This window comes from Mesorhizobium sp. M0340, from assembly GCF_040321535.1.
GTDB lineage: Bacteria > Pseudomonadota > Alphaproteobacteria > Rhizobiales > Rhizobiaceae > Mesorhizobium.
In genome coordinates, this window is the sequence record NZ_JAMYRR010000005.1 from 51,883 (window position 1) to 66,199 (window position 14,317).

11 protein-coding genes are annotated in these 14,317 nt (G+C 60.1%); 3 read left to right on the top strand and 8 right to left on the bottom strand.

What is annotated here, in order from left to right; genetic code table 11:
* Window positions 1-85 precede the first annotated feature (85 nt).
* Together NKI79_RS09035 and NKI79_RS09040 are read left to right on the top strand one after the other, a co-directional pair.
* Window positions 86-1,174, top strand: coding sequence for a glycosyltransferase family 4 protein (locus NKI79_RS09035; protein ID WP_352801171.1), 1,089 nt, complete (start codon window positions 86-88; stop codon window positions 1,172-1,174).
* On the top strand, window positions 1,171-1,947 hold the full coding sequence (locus tag NKI79_RS09040; protein ID WP_352801173.1) for a polysaccharide deacetylase family protein: 777 nt from the start codon (window positions 1,171-1,173) through the stop codon (window positions 1,945-1,947). The genes NKI79_RS09035 and NKI79_RS09040 overlap by 4 nt, the downstream gene beginning before the upstream one ends.
* 51 nt (window positions 1,948-1,998) lie before the next feature.
* Here the strand turns inward: NKI79_RS09040 and NKI79_RS09045 are convergent, their stop codons facing one another.
* From NKI79_RS09045 to NKI79_RS09055, 3 genes are all read right to left on the bottom strand, one after another.
* On the bottom strand, window positions 1,999-2,853 hold the full coding sequence (locus NKI79_RS09045) for an MBL fold metallo-hydrolase (RefSeq protein WP_352645135.1): 855 nt from the start codon (window positions 2,851-2,853) through the stop codon (window positions 1,999-2,001).
* A 122-nt stretch (window positions 2,854-2,975) separates the two neighbouring features.
* Entirely contained in the window at window positions 2,976-3,425 is a 450-nt protein-coding gene (locus NKI79_RS09050) for a cyclic nucleotide-binding domain-containing protein (protein WP_023675957.1), read from the bottom strand.
* Between the two features lie 157 nt (window positions 3,426-3,582).
* On the bottom strand, window positions 3,583-6,297 hold the full coding sequence (locus NKI79_RS09055; protein WP_352801175.1) for an ABC transporter transmembrane domain-containing protein: 2,715 nt from the start codon (window positions 6,295-6,297) through the stop codon (window positions 3,583-3,585).
* A gap of 336 nt (window positions 6,298-6,633) precedes the next feature.
* On the opposite strand from NKI79_RS09055, the gene NKI79_RS09060 reads away from it, so the two are divergent.
* Complete coding sequence (locus tag NKI79_RS09060) at window positions 6,634-7,302, top strand: class I SAM-dependent methyltransferase (protein WP_352476068.1); 669 nt, start codon at window positions 6,634-6,636, stop codon at window positions 7,300-7,302.
* A gap of 120 nt (window positions 7,303-7,422) precedes the next feature.
* Here NKI79_RS09060 and NKI79_RS09065 read toward each other — a convergent pair whose 3' ends face one another.
* The 5 genes from NKI79_RS09065 to NKI79_RS09085 form a co-directional block, all read right to left on the bottom strand.
* Entirely contained in the window at window positions 7,423-8,589 is a 1,167-nt protein-coding gene (locus NKI79_RS09065; protein WP_352801177.1) for a glycosyltransferase family protein, read from the bottom strand.
* Window positions 8,586-9,830 carry a glycosyltransferase gene (locus NKI79_RS09070; protein ID WP_352801179.1) on the bottom strand — a complete coding sequence of 415 codons (1,245 nt, stop codon included), beginning with the start codon at window positions 9,828-9,830 and terminating at the stop codon, window positions 8,586-8,588. The genes NKI79_RS09065 and NKI79_RS09070 overlap by 4 nt, the downstream gene beginning before the upstream one ends.
* A 1-nt stretch (window position 9,831) precedes the next feature.
* Window positions 9,832-11,046 carry a glycosyltransferase family protein gene (locus NKI79_RS09075; protein ID WP_352801181.1) on the bottom strand — a complete coding sequence of 405 codons (1,215 nt, stop codon included), beginning with the start codon at window positions 11,044-11,046 and terminating at the stop codon, window positions 9,832-9,834.
* Between the two features lie 776 nt (window positions 11,047-11,822).
* Window positions 11,823-12,056: a hypothetical protein gene (locus NKI79_RS09080; protein ID WP_352801468.1), complete on the bottom strand. Its 234-nt coding sequence runs from the start codon at window positions 12,054-12,056 to the stop codon at window positions 11,823-11,825.
* Between the two features lie 128 nt (window positions 12,057-12,184).
* A complete protein-coding gene (locus NKI79_RS09085; RefSeq protein WP_352801183.1) occupies window positions 12,185-14,233 on the bottom strand; it encodes a N,N-dimethylformamidase beta subunit family domain-containing protein in 2,049 nt (682 codons plus the stop codon).
* Window positions 14,234-14,317 lie beyond the last annotated feature (84 nt).

Genomic DNA, 14,317 nt, shown 5'->3' on the forward strand with positions numbered 1-14,317 from the left:
AGATAGCACATTCCAGTGCTTGAGGGTGAAGTCGATCATGCTTCGAAATTGACTTGCGCAGGCTTTCCGATGATAGGGTCCGGCGATGCGAATTGCCTTCTACGCGCCGCTGAAGTCGCCCAATCATCCCGTTGCCTCCGGCGACCGTCAGATGGCACGGATGCTGGTCAAGGCGCTGGAGCATGGAGGGCACAGCGTCGAACTGGCATCCGAATTGCGCTTCTATCTACGCGAACCGGATTCGAAAAGTTTCGATGCGCTCAACATCGAGGCCCGGGAGGAAGCCGCGCGGCTGGCAGGGCTTTGGGATCGTGACGGCAAGCCCGATCTGTGGTTCACCTATCATCCCTATTACAAGGCGCCCGACCTGATCGGGCCCGAACTGGCGTTGGCCTTTGGCGTTCCCTATGTGACAGCGGAAGCCTCCTATTCGAGGCGGCGCAACACCGGTTTGTGGGCCGATACGCAAGCGTTGGTGGCGCGAGCCGTCGAACAGGCGGCGCTGAACATCTGCTTCACGCAAAGGGATCGTCAGGGACTGGCAGATGCGATACCCGACGCCGCTTTCGGCATGCTTTCGCCCTTCATCGACACATCGCTATTCCGGGAAACACCGGCACGGGGTTGTCCGACGCGCCTCGTTACCGTCGCCATGATGCGCCCGGGCGACAAAGTCGAAAGCTATCGCATGCTGGCGCAGGCGCTCGGTTCGATCGGTCATCTGCCCTGGACCATGTCGGTCGTCGGGGACGGACCTGCCCGCGAGGAGATCAAAGCGCAATTCGCCGGCTTGCCCGCCGAGCGTATCGAATGGCTTGGCGCGCTTGAGCCAGCCGCAGTGCCGGATGTCCTCTACAGTGGGGGAATTTACGTCTGGCCGGGTTTCGGCGAGGCCTATGGCGTTGCCTATCTTGAAGCACAGGCCGCCGGCCTTCCGGTTGTGGCTCAGGACGTCGCCGGCGTGCCGGAGGTCGTGCGGGATGGCCAGGCCGGGTTTCTCACCCCGCCGGGCGATGTGGCGGCGTTCGCTTCTGCCATCGAAAGGCTTCTGGCCCGTAACGACGAAAGATCCATCATGGCCGCAGAAGCCAGACGTTTCATCCTCGAAGAACGTTCTCTCGGTGCTGCGGCGGCGCGTCTGGCCGAACTTCTTGCGAAGATCCCGGTCTCATGACATCCGATCAAATCTGGCAACCCTTGATGGAGGAACTGGCGAGCCGGCAATGGGCGGACCGTAAGGCACAGTTCTGGCTGCGCGACGATGACGCCGTGGATCCGACGCCTGCGCTTGATCGGTTGCTCGAGCTCACCGGTGAATTCGCGGTTCCGGTGACTCTGGCCGTCATTCCCGCCCTGACTGACGAAAAGCTCGTCGTTCGGCTTGACGAGGCGCCGCATGCCACGGTCGCCATCCATGGCTGGGCGCACCGAAATCATGCTCCCGAGGGCCAGAAGAAGCAGGAGCTCGGCGCGCATCGGCCACGCGAGGTGGTGCTCGATGATCTGGCTCGCGGGCTGTCGCACATAACCGGCCTGCACGGCGCACGTGCCGTTCCGATGCTGGTGCCACCCTGGAACAGGATCGACGCCGGCTTGGTATCCGACCTTGGATCGATAGGATTTTCGGCATTGTCGGTCTATGGGCCGCCAAGACCGGCTTCACTTGCGGTCATCAACAGCAATGTCGACATCATGGATTGGCATGGCACGCGCGGCTGCCGCGATCATGGCCTATTGGTTCGGGCCATCATCGCGCAGTTGCAGCATGCATTCGATGGAGGCGAACCGGTCGGCCTGCTCACCCACCATCTCGTACATGATGAATCGGCCTGGCTCTTCCTCGAACGGCTGTTCACAGTCACCGCACAGACTGAAGCCTGCGTATGGCTTCCGATCAGGACATTGATCGGGCGCAGCGCCGGTAGAGCAATTCCAGGAAAGGTGTGAACGGTTTTCCGTCCGGAATTGCGTCAAAACAAAGAGATAGAGGAAAACAGCTCAGCGCTTTTTGCGCAATGAGACTGGAAATTTGAGCGTCTGGCCATCCCGCGCGGCAAAAGCGCCGGTAAACCTGTCTTTGGCCAGTTTCTCGATCTCGTCCAGTTCCTCGTCGATCCGTGTCGGATCGTGGTGAAACAGCGCAAGCCTCCGCGCACCGGCCGCCTCACAGAGCTTGACACCCTGTTGCCATGTCGAGTGCCCGTAACCGCGGCGGCGTTCCATTTCCTCCTCGGTGTAGGTGCAATCGTAAATGACGAGGTCGGCATCTTCGATCAGGCCGAGCACCGCCTGATCGAGTTTGTCCGGCTCGTGCTCAGTGTCTGTGATCATCGCCACGACGCGGCCGCCCCATTCGACCCGGTAACCTATGCAGCCGCCCGGATGGATAAGACTGCCGGTTCGGACCACCACCCCTTCGCGCGGGCGAAGCACGTCTCCGGATACGAAATCGCGATAGTCGAGGCTTGCCTTGCAGGCTTCCAGTTTCACCGGAAACCACGGCGGCTGCATGAACTCATCGACCATCTGCCGGGTCGTCATGTGTCCTGCAAGATGCCCGGACCAAAGCGTAACCTTGGCGCCCCGATCATAGATCGGCGCAAAAGACGGCAACCCGATGATGTGATCGTAATGGCAATGGGTGAAAAGCAGGTCGAAATCGGTCACGCCCAACGCCTGAAGTGCGGCGCCGGCAGGCCGTAGGCCAGAGCCTGCGTCGAACAGAAGCGTATGCTTACCGCATCGCATTTCGACGCAGATTGAGTTGCCGCCATAGCGAGAGAATTCTGGCCCTGATACCGAAATGCTGCCGCGGACACCCCAAAACCTGACCAGGAAAACGTTGTCGTCCATGCTACCCCTTCGCCCATCATATCCAAACAACCGCTGCTAGGCGAGACAGGCTTTCTCCGGGTGATCTTCTCAGCGAGAGGACAGTGCCGTCACGACGGCGAGGATCGGGCGCACGTCCTTCGTTATTTGGCGCTTCGTGCGTCGATCAGATCCGCGGTCGTATGGCTTAGGCGATCGGCAAGAACCCGCAATATCTCGATGGTCATTTCCGGGAACTCCCTCATAAGCCTCAGGAAATGATCCTTGCGGATTCTCAAGGCTTCCAGCGGACTTGCCGCTCTGACGGTGGCAGTGCGGGAGCTGTTGCACAATATGGCGATCTCGCCAACGATCGAATTTGGCTCCAGTTCGGCAACTTTTATCGGTCCGCTATCGGAATCGACAAGAATATCCGCTCTGCCTGAAAGGATGACATAGGCGGCGTCTCCCTCGTCGCCCTGCCTGAAAAGGATCTGGCCGGCGCTGTAGCTCACACGATCGGATGTGAACGCAAGCAGCTTGAGCTTTGTCGGCTCGATGGCAGAGAACAAGGGAACGCGTTGCAGCATTCCAACTTCATCCTTGAGCAGCATTGTCGCAAACCTTCCAAAATTCGCGTTTGCCAGACTAGAGCAAAGGACGCCCACATGGAATTAATTCTCTTTCCGGCATGGCGAGACAAACCACGCGAAAGGTGGCGAGCCCGATGTCGTGCACCCCCCAGAATGATCCATCTGAATGTCCGTTGCTCTATGACAACAGTTCCTTGAAGATACCGTTCCCCGCCAAAAGTGTCTCGTGTGTTCCGTCTTCCGCCAACTGACCCGAGTCGAAGACGACAACGCGATCGAACATCATCGCCATTGCCGGATTCGTCACGACCCACACAATTGCCGGCGAATGGCCGTCGCGCCTGGCTTCCTCGAGCACATTTCGCAGCACTTTATCCTGCATGCGCTGGTCGAGCGCCGACAGCGGCCGGTTGAGAATGAGAAAATCGGGACGCTTGAGCAAGGCCCGGGCAACATCGAGCTTCTGTCGCTGTCCACCGGTCAGCCGCCTCCCGCCGGAGCCGACGTTGAAGTCCAGGCCGACATCCAGAAGTTCGCCATAAAGCCCGAGTTCGTCAAGAATGTCATAGACGATGGAGCGTATGCGGTCGGGCGCGTCGGGATGATTGTTGCCCACACGCCCGAACAGGACATTATCCATGACGGTGGCCGCGGCAATGTATTTGGCAGGATCATACCGTTCGATCGCATTGTGCAACTCGGGCGGCAGGTCTTCATAGAACCGGTTGCGTGCAGCGACGATCTTGCTCATCAGCTCGTCGCTCAGCAGGCCGAAGCGGTGCCGGGGCTCGATGTAGGCAAAGCTCAAGGTGACGATCATGGCGCGATCGTTCTCCGAAACCGCCTCGTAGGGACGGTTCTTGAGCCGTTGCAGCAAGGTTTCGTAGGCGGGTATCTCCTCCGCGCTCATGAAGGCGAGCTGCTGGAAGAACTGGTGATCGGGCGGCAGGTCGGCAAACAACTCGATCGCCTGTTTGGCGATCTCCAAGCCCATTTCGTAGAGCGTGCGGTCGAGGCCGGCTTGCCTCAGCACGGAAGCAAAATAGGGATTGGCCGCCAGCGCCCTGTCGGCCAGTTCGGGGCCGGCGGCAGCGCCGAAGAGCAGGTTTTGGCCGATCGTTGCTTCCTTGTTGTAGGCGCCCGGTTCGAAAGGAACCACCAGTCCGCTCAGCCCCTCTTGTTCCAGCCGGGCCCGCAGCGCCGCACGCAGTTCGACGATCCGCCTGGCAAGCTCCGTGTGACGGGTGAGGTCAGCTGAAGAGCGCAATCCGAGATCCAGAATGTCACGCGACAGAACAACCGCGTCGAGCACCCGGCGCACTGCTTCAAAGAGGTCGTGCGGGCCGGTAGCGCCAGCGGAAGCATAGTTGATCCAGTCGCCGTGGATATCAAGATCCGGATTGCCCGACCGGCGCGCCTCGTGAATGTTCCAGCGGTGCTGATCTGCCGCAGCACCGTCATAAGGCACCGATGTCAGCGGCGCATGCTTCAACCCGTAGAGCAGGTTGTCGCGGAGGCTTGCCTGGAACAGGAAAACATCCGACGAGGCGTACGATATGCGCCGGCCGGTTACTGCTTCCGGGAGTTCAAGCAGGTCGTCGGTGCCCGAAGCGACCTTTCCGCTGTCCGGCCAGATCAGCCGCGCGAAGGCTTCTGCAAGCGCCTCCGCTCCACCTGTTGCGGTACTGACCAGTGCCACCGTCTCACCCGGCTTGACCTGGAGGGAGATACGGTTGAGGAGCATCGCACCGCCATCGTCTGCTATGGACAGATTGATCGCTGACAGCGGCTTGGTCATCGGATCGGGATCGTCCATCGTCAATGCCATGATACTCGGCGCGATGAGACCTTCGACGGTGAACTGTTCAACGACCTGTTGATATTTGACCTGGACATCCTGCCGATCCTGATCCCAGTCGATCAGTTCCTTCATCGGTCCGGGCAGGTCCTTGTAGGCGCCGATCACGGCCACGAGCTGGCCGACGTCCAGCCGTCCCTGGAGGACCAGATACCCGCCGATCATGTAGAACAGAAAGGGCGTGAGCTGCGCGAGAAAATTGTTGAGGAACTTCACCATGAATTTCCATTGGTAAAGATCGAAGCGGATCTTGAAGATGAGCCCGAGCCGGGCAGCTATGTCGGCGCGCTCGTAGTTTGATGTATCGTGGACGTGAACCGTGCCGATGCCGTCGACGATTTCGCCAACCCGGCCCGAAAGCGCGCGCGCCGTCAACTGCCGTTGGCGCCCGAGCACGATCAGCCGCCGCCGCATTCGCGGGATGAGCACGATCTGGATCGCCACGATCACGACCGCTATCATTCCTAGCCAGACGTTCTGGATCATGATGAACAGCATGGCCGTCAGCGCTTGGCCGCCGAGCAGTACCGGCTGCAGGAAGGCGTCGCCGATGAAGCCGCCCAGCGGCTCCACCTCGTCCTTCACCATGGTCGCCACTTCGGCGGATTTCACCCGCTTGAAGTAAACCGGCGGAAACCGCAGCACACGGTCGACCAGATCGAAGCGGATACGCCGCAGCATGCGTTCGCCGAGGCGGCCCTTGTAGGTGTTGATGTAGAATTTGAACAGGCCGTTGATGACGACTAGCAAGAGGAACACAAGGCTCAGGGCAAACAGGGTCTCCTCGCGGTCGAGCTGAAAACCGGAGAAGAGCTGGACCTCTCCAATGAACGGCAGGTTATAGTGTAGCCTCATGAATGGCTGGGTCGCGCCCGGTTGCTCGAAGCCGCGACCTTGGATCGGTCCGTTGACGATCAGCTTCGGCAGGTCGAAAGACATGAAATATGGGATCATCGAAAGCACGACGATCATCAATATCCAGAGCTGCTGCTTCTTGGTGTGCGTCCAGATATAGCGGGCTAGGCTGGCTTCCATATGCGACTGTGGACCCTTCAGTTGGAAGCGTGCAGGATGTAAAAGCACCTGCTGGCGAATGGCGTATCGGCAATTTCTTCATCGCCAACGAGCTGGCCAAACGGTCCGCGGCTTTCGCAGGGCTTTGGCGAACAGCTGAGCAGCACGAGGCCGCAGCTGCGCGGCTGGTGCTGGCGGATGGACGCCGATGATCCGGACAGATGCAATAGGCTCTCTCCGGCACCGGGCAATAGCCAAGCGGCTTGCAGCATGATCACGTCCGCGGAATCAAACAGTCTTGCGGGAGGCAAGATTGCGTTGTGTCGCCCAGAATCCCAACATACAAGACGAATTATGATGGATGTCACGCAACCACGCAATGCCATGGACTGGCATGAGCAAGCCTTGGACCTCACACGGGGAATTGCTGCTTATGTCAACTGCCCTCTCGTGGCAGGGCTGGCGCGCGTCGTCGCCAAGCATCCGAAGGCCGATATTGCCAACGCCTTCAACCACAAGCAGGTCGCCTGCAAGATGTGGGCGCTCGACAGGCTGTTCGAAAGCGGCGGCGGCCGCTTCGGGCGCATATGGGTTCTGGGTGGATGGTACGGCGTATTGCCGGCAATGCTTTTCAACGATGCCCGCTTCGACATCGCGGCGATCGATAGCATAGACATCGATCCTGAAGTCGCGCCGGTCGCCCGGACCCTCAACCGGGAAGCCGGCGACCGGTTCCGGGCGCTGACGGCAGATATGTACGCACTCGACTATGCGGCCGGGCGGCCCGACCTGATGGTCAATACGAGCTGCGAACACATAGCCGATCTGCGCGCCTGGCTTGCTCTGCTTCCGCCGGGCACGAATGTACTGCTGCAATCGAACGATTATTTCAGCGAGCCGACGCACATCAACTGCGTGGCTTCGCTTGCAGCCTTCGAGGCAATGGCGGCGCTACGGGAGGTGCGGTTCTCCGGCGAACTGCCGACAAAAAATTATACGCGCTTCATGCTGATTGGAACTGTTTAATGCATTTCGCCCAAAAGTGCGTAGCGGTTTTGGGACAACGACACGCATAAAAACAGGACTTGAAGCGCGTCGCACGAACCTCACAGACGCTACGCGCGTTAGGATCTATCGTCTGTTTGATCATGAACTTCTCCGAAACCGGGCCCGGGACCATGTTCGATACCGCTCGCGCAGGATTTGCGCCGAGCGACGCCCGCCTTCCAGATCGAGACGATGCGCGGATGGCGTCCGTCCCACAAGCGCCTGTTCGATAGCTTGCGCCAAACCTTCAGGCGTCAGGTCCTTTTCCGTCAGCACCGTTGCAAGACCGAGTTCTTCGAGCATCAGGGCGCGAACCGTCTGTTCGGTTTCCCCGCCGGCTGCAAATGGAACGAGCAGGGAGCGACAACCCGCGCGCAGTACATCGCAGACCGTGTTGTAACCCGCCTGCGAGACTGACAGGCGGGCGCCGGTCAGCAGGCTGGCGAAATCCTCGCGGAACCGGAAGATGGACAGGCCCGGCGTGGCATCGCGTGCGATCGCGTCAAACTCGTCTTTCGGCAGGTTCGGGCCGGTGATCAAACACCATTTCCAAGCGTTGTTGGCATTCCGCGCCGCTGCGATGGTGGAGCTGACAAGGCTCCTTCCGGCAGCCCCGCCGCCAACCGACACCAGAACGTCGAAGCGCTCGGAGGCCGCGGGCGATGGCGGCGCGGCAACGAGCCCTGTGTAGGTGACCTCGGCCCTGATCGCCCCAGCCAATGGAAATGTCTTGTCGATGGTTGCGAAAGCCGGATCGCCGTGGACCATAACAAGGTCGAAATGCCTGTTGATGAGATCGACCGTTTCCTCGTTTCGGCCCGGCTTGACGCGCTCCTGGAGGATATCGCGGACGGACGTCACCAGCAGCGGTCTGGGCGACGTCGCGTCGATGGCCTCGATCAGCGGCAAGAGTTCGAAACGCATCTGCCGGCGTCCAAATGGAAACGCTTCGACAATGACGATATCAGGCCTGCAATCCCGGAATGCCTGCAGCAGCATCTCTGAACGCCATTTCTTGAAATCATCGTCGATCGGGTTGCCTTGCAGGTCGACAAGTCCCGAAAATCCTTCATCACCGGAGGTGACAGGTGGCAGGGTTACAGATTTTACCCCCGGTCCCGGAAACCCGGCGATCGGCGCTCCACCGGTCACGACGGTTACGTCAAACCCGTCATCGACCAGAGCCGCCGCAATGCGGCTGGCGCGCGCGAGATGGCCGATGCCGAGCAGGTGCTGGACATAGAAGAAAGCGCGCAGCCGCTTCATTCGGCGGCCCGCCACTCCCGCTCGAACAGTTCCTTGAGCTGTCCAATGCTTGCCATATGATCGAAATTGCCGCGCACGCGCCGCTCTGCGGCGTCGCCGAGACGGCCGCGGAGCCCGGGATCACGGATCAGGCGCTCCAGCGCCTGTGCCAGGGCAATCGGGTTTTCCGTCGGAACCAGCAAGCCGGTTTCATCCGGCGATAAAAGCTCTGGCACGCCGGAAATATCGGTCGACACGCAGGCAAGCCGCTGGCTAGCCGCCTCCACCAGAACATTCGGCAGACCGTCCCGGTCGCCATTTGCGGTGATCCTGCAGGCCAGGGCGAAGATGTCGGCGCGGCGGTAGTGCTCAAGCACCTCCTCCTGCGCAAGCGCGCCTTTCCAAGAGACGCGACCATCCAGGCCGAGCTTTTGCGCCAGCGCCTTGAACCGTTCCAGTTCTTCGCCGCCGCCGATATGCTCGAAACGCCACGCCAAATCGCCGGGCAACAGGGCAAGGGCCTCCAGCAACGTGTCGTAACCTTTCTTTTCAACGGCGCGCCCGACACTCAGAACGACAACCGGTTCGTCCGGAGCCGAGCCGTCATGCTGCTTTCGCGCCTCATCGAAACTGCCAAAGCGATCAAGGTCGAGCCCATGATAGCTCAGATGCACAGACGAGTTGCCGTTAGCGAGTTTTTTCAGACGGTCGAAGCCGGTTTTCGTGCAAGTGACCGTCCAGCGCGCCGAGGAAAGCTTGCCGGCCAGATCCCAGTCCGCCGAAGTCCAGATGTCCTTGGCATGGGCCGAGCAGGTCCAGGGCAGGCCACGAAGCTGGCTGGCATAGCGCGTCACCGATGCAGGCGTGTGCGCGAAATGAGCATGCAGCCAGCCCGCGTTTTCCGGCCATTCGGCCGCCAGCACGAGCGCTTGCCCGAAGCGGCGCGCGCGATTGCGCGTAAAGTCGCGGGGCATATCGGCAGCCAGCGATCCGAGCGCGCGCCAGAAGCCCGGACGCAGCAGATAGGCAAACAGCGAGCGAAACACGCGCAGCGGCTCTTCATGCAGATATTCCGGCAGATAATGGACGGGCGCTTTGATCTCGTCATGCACGGGGTGGCGTTTTTCGTCGGTCGGCCGCCTGAGCGCGACAAGTATCAGGTCGAACCCCGCACGCTCAAGACCGAGCAGTTCCTGCGCGATGAAGGTTTCGGACAGCCGCGGATAACCCTTCAGAACCACGACGATCTTGCGATGTTGCAACTCACGTCATTCCTTCAATGACCGAAAGGTGATGGCCGGCCCGCCGGTCGAGCAGTTCGGCGACGATTTCGGAAATATGAGGCAGCCCTTCCAGCGTCAGATGCGGATTGCTCTGCGATGGGCGGGGCCGGTCCGGCAGCACCTTCAGTGCATCGGCAAACCGCCGGGAATCCTCGGCTTCTTCCGGCAAAAACATCTCGATGAGGCCGAGTTCGGCCGCGCGCCGTGCGCGGATCAGTTGTTCCTTGCGGGGCTCGACGCGCGGCACGATCAGCGCCGGCTTGTCGAAAGACAGTATCTCGCAATAGGTGTTGTAGCCGCCCATCGCCACTACCGCCTTGGCGCCGGCAATCAGGTCTTCCATGCGGTTGTCGAACTCGATGATCCTGATATAGGGGATCTTGGACCCCTTCTTGAGCAGCTTGTTGCGCTTGCGCGCCGGCATGTAAGGCCCAAGCACGATCAGGGCCCTATGCTGCAATTGCGGATCCTGCTGATAGGCATCGATGACGTCGTGAATCAGATCGGCGCCGTCACCGCCGCCACCGGTGGTAACGAGGATATAGTCGCCCTCGGGCCGATGGCCGGGCAACTCGTTCCGCTGCAGGCTCCGTTGCAGGAAACCGACGAACCTCATCTTTGCCCTGACAGCCGGCGGCACATCCAAGCCGGTCAACGGATCGTAGAAATCCGGCGGGCCATAGGCCCAGACCTTGTCGTAGAACAGGCCTATCTTGCGCATCACGTCCCGGCGTGCCCACTCTGCTTCGAGCAGATGCGGCGCATCCATCACCTCGCGCAGGCCAAGCACCAGCGTGGTGCCCCGCGTCTTGAGGTAGGACAGCGTGTCCTCAATCTCACCGCGCAGGCCGAGCGGTTCCTTGTCGACGATGAAGATATCCGGCCGGAAGGTCTCGGCCGTGTGGCGGATGATCGACTGGCGCATCCTTAGCGTCTCATGCAGATCGATGTCCTTTTCCAGCGAGGTGTATTCGCCGTTGCGCAGCTTGATGACGCTGGGGATCTTCACGAAGTCGACACGGGCACGGTAGTCGAAGGCGCCAGCGATAGTCGCACCCGAAATGATAAGCACCTGAAGTCCGCGGAAATCCTCGACCAGCGAATGCGCGATAGTTCGGCAGCGCTGCAAGTGGCCCAGCCCGAACGTGTCGTGGCTGTACATGAGAATTCGAGCGTTTTCTGTGTGCTGGGTCATTGTTGAACGTCTCTTAGAATTCTCGCTTTGAGGACCGTGAGCGACCCGCCGGCTTCGAAACCATCCTGGTTTTGAAACAAGAGGCCGCGATTTTGAATTTGCATTACTTCTGTGGAATGCCTGTCAGATAGGGCTTTCTGATTGCCTGAGTCCGAAACTAGATGGAGTGGCGAATATCGCCTCGGCCGGGGCGGGCCGAGACTCCCCGTTGTTGTTTTGGGATGAATCGAAGGGGAAAGCGGTGTCCAAAGGATCGGCAGAAGTCATCCCTCTTGATTCCAATAAGCTCCGGTCTCTCCGAACTCGATGGTTTCGGAGCGGTGAAAGCGATTCCGCGATCCTGCCCATATAGTCAATTGCTTGATCGGTATACGAAAGGACAGGGTCGCCGGGCGTCGCACGGCACATGTTGTTGCAGAACTCGTTTCGCGCGCCATCGCTCTCGGTCTTGGGAGACCAAAGGTGCTGCCCATCAATCTCTTGACGGGCGGTCTGATTATGATTCACCGACCAGAACTGAGCCATCTATCGCCCAAGCTAGCCTGAATTTCGCCAGGAATCGAGTGGATGCCAGCGCTCACAACACACCGCCCGCAGCGGGGTATGTGCAACACCGGTTGCTTGTCGATCGCTATGGCCTCTGGCTAATGCCTTAGCGGGGGCGGTGGCGGTACTTTTTGAGACGACCTCAGCGGGCCATCGAAACGTCGCGAGGTGCAAAAACCGCTCGATTGGTCCCGACAGTAGGCGAAACCTCAAAATTTTTTGCGGCGATTTTAGCATTTAAAGCCAATAGCATAATTTTTTGACGGCGTTGAAGTCGCCGCGATCGGGGAAAAACGCGGCATTTCTCTCCCCCAGTCCGCCCATTGCTGCAAGCCGACGGCATCAATCGCATCCTGCTCGGGCTTAGGCAGGCTGCCAAAGCGAGCGAGGTCTTCGGGCTTCATGGTGTAGACGGCAAGAAAGCGGGGTATGCAGCGGTTTTTCCTTCGTGCTGTCAGAAGCATGCTGGCTGCTTAGACTCTTGGAGGGCCCAAGTCACTGCGCAGTACCACTCTCTAAATGCCCGCCCGCTATCGGGGACGCCGCGCTCCTCAAGGTCCCGCAGTCCGCTGGTCAGTACCTTCGCCGAAGGTTATTGATTTTCTCGGCCGGGTTCTTCTTTCGTGGTGCCGAGGCGGTTAAGCAGATTGAGCGTGATCCTGCCGACATCGTTCATGGCGCCTGCGGCTGGCAGCGCGCCGCACCAGGCAACCGAGCTTGCCGAAAAGATCAAGCCGCCTGCTGCGAGCTTTCGCAGGGTCATTTCGGCGCAGCGGCGGGCGATGCGTTGCGTATCGCCGCCCTCATACCAGCGCGTCGGATCCTGGAAGAAGCTGTCGGGAAATCCCGTCGCCCGCGCGATCACGACGGTGTCAGCGGAAGTGCCGAGGGCTGGATCTGTCGCATCCACTTCGTAGCCCGCGGCACCGCCCAGCACGATGCCGTCCGTGCCGAAGGTCGCATTTTCAACGCCTTCGAACAGCCATGCGCATCCTGCTTCACGGCTTTCCTCAGTGCGCGTGAAGGGGCGCGCGCCTTCGAATCCCATCAGTGAGATCGCGCCGCCGATCAGCGAGAATTCGCCTCGGCCGCGCGAGCGGAGATAGCCGCCTGGTTCGTTGGTGATCGACAGCGCCTGTTCGGCGACCGGGCCATCCCAGGTGCGGCCTGCCTCCAGCGGCGAGCGCCGCAGCTCCATCAGGTCGTCCTTGAAAGCCACAGTGGCAGCGAAGCCGTTTCCGCCGAGATAGGCGATGCTGCCGCCTTCGGCCACAAACTCCCGCAGCGCCTGCTCCATCTCGATCGACATATATTCAGGGTGACTGCCGGTGACGACGGCTTGATGTCGACGCAGACCGTCTATGCCGCATTCGTGCAAGTCGTGATCGGTCAGGACGTCAAACATGATTCCATTTCCGTGGCAGAATCGGAGGAAGTGCAGATCGACCGGCAAATTGTGTGGGCAGCCGCAGAGCGGATAATCGTAATCGTCCCTGAGCGTCACTTTCGGCTTTTTGTAGGAACAGATGGAAACACCGCTAAGGTCGGAATGGTAGTCGTAAAGAGATTTCAGATTGTTGGCGATCGCGAAGCGATGTCCCCGGTCGTCGCCTTTCCATTCATAAAGATGATCCGGGAGATATTCGTCGGCATAAGCGAGATAGGTGGCCGTCGGCACGAGATACAACAGCGGCGACGAGACCTGTGACGAGGTGACGAAGAACACCACGCGTTCGTAGCCACCCTCCCATTCGACCTGGAACGCGTAGACGCCTGGGTGTGCGTTTTCCGGGATCGTCACGCGGTGCGATGCCGGCCACTCAAGCGGGCCGATGTCGTCGTCGTGGCAATGGATAGCGTCGTAGTGCGACGGCACCAAGCGAGGCTCGAAGCTCGATCCGTCCGAGCGTGCCGAAGTCACGCAGAAGGCTGGCTGATTGATCACTTCTAGGAGCAGCGGATCTGCTCCGCCAGACGACAGGATCGGTTGCGTTGGTAACAGCGTCGGGAAATCCCAGGCAACAGTCCCCTGTGGGGTGTCGATCCGGATCGCAGCAAATTTCGCGTTGAGGGTAGGTTCGTGGTTGGTGGCACTTGCGCCGAAATGGATGCCGTGCCCTTGGAGGTTCCACGCCGGGCTGCCAAAACCTTCACGGAGTTCGTAAGGCGCGAGAAGATCATGGGATTTGATGCGCAGACGCGATTGTTCCAACTCGACAGTAAGCCACACACCGGTTGGCGCCTTCTTCTCGACAAGAGTTTCGCCGCCGATTTCCACGACAAATGCGCCGTCGCGGAGGCGCAGCCCGACGGCGCCTGCCTCCAGGATCGTGCGCGCGCCTTCGTTGCGCGTGAGGAACAGCTCAAAACGTATGCCGTGGACGGCTTGTACCTTGGCCAGTTCGCCGGGTCGCACGAACAGGAACGACCCCTGGTCGAAATGCCGATGCCGTGCTTCACCTACCGTTTCGATGGGCCAGGTGAGAAATTCCGGAGCCGGCTTGTCGAGCCGGCAAATTCGTGTGGCCTTTATCGGCCGATCGCATGACAGGCTGAGCTTGATCCGCTGGCCTGCTTTGGCACTCCAGGGGGTGGTATAGCCAACCACGCTCATCGCGTCGTGGTCTACTGCGCGCTTCATCTATCCCTCCCGATGAACTCCAGATGGGCTGGGGCGAACCGCGTAGACCGGTCCGATGGCGGCCAATGCGCTGCCGCTCTGACA

Bases quoted from the DNA above. Each gene is read 5' to 3' on its own strand.
- NKI79_RS09035 (WP_352801171.1), top strand. From the start codon at position 86: ATGCGAATTGCCTTCTACGCGCCGCTGAAGTCGCCCAATCATCCCGTT.
- NKI79_RS09040 (WP_352801173.1), top strand. From the start codon at position 1,171: ATGACATCCGATCAAATCTGGCAACCCTTGATGGAGGAACTGGCGAGC.
- NKI79_RS09045 (WP_352645135.1), bottom strand. From the start codon at position 2,853: ATGGACGACAACGTTTTCCTGGTCAGGTTTTGGGGTGTCCGCGGCAGC.
- NKI79_RS09050 (WP_023675957.1), bottom strand. From the start codon at position 3,425: ATGCTGCTCAAGGATGAAGTTGGAATGCTGCAACGCGTTCCCTTGTTC.
- NKI79_RS09055 (WP_352801175.1), bottom strand. From the start codon at position 6,297: ATGGAAGCCAGCCTAGCCCGCTATATCTGGACGCACACCAAGAAGCAG.
- NKI79_RS09060 (WP_352476068.1), top strand. From the start codon at position 6,634: ATGGATGTCACGCAACCACGCAATGCCATGGACTGGCATGAGCAAGCC.
- NKI79_RS09065 (WP_352801177.1), bottom strand. From the start codon at position 8,589: ATGAAGCGGCTGCGCGCTTTCTTCTATGTCCAGCACCTGCTCGGCATC.
- NKI79_RS09075 (WP_352801181.1), bottom strand. From the start codon at position 11,046: ATGACCCAGCACACAGAAAACGCTCGAATTCTCATGTACAGCCACGAC.
- NKI79_RS09080 (WP_352801468.1), bottom strand. From the start codon at position 12,056: ATGCTTCTGACAGCACGAAGGAAAAACCGCTGCATACCCCGCTTTCTT.
- NKI79_RS09085 (WP_352801183.1), bottom strand. From the start codon at position 14,233: ATGAAGCGCGCAGTAGACCACGACGCGATGAGCGTGGTTGGCTATACC.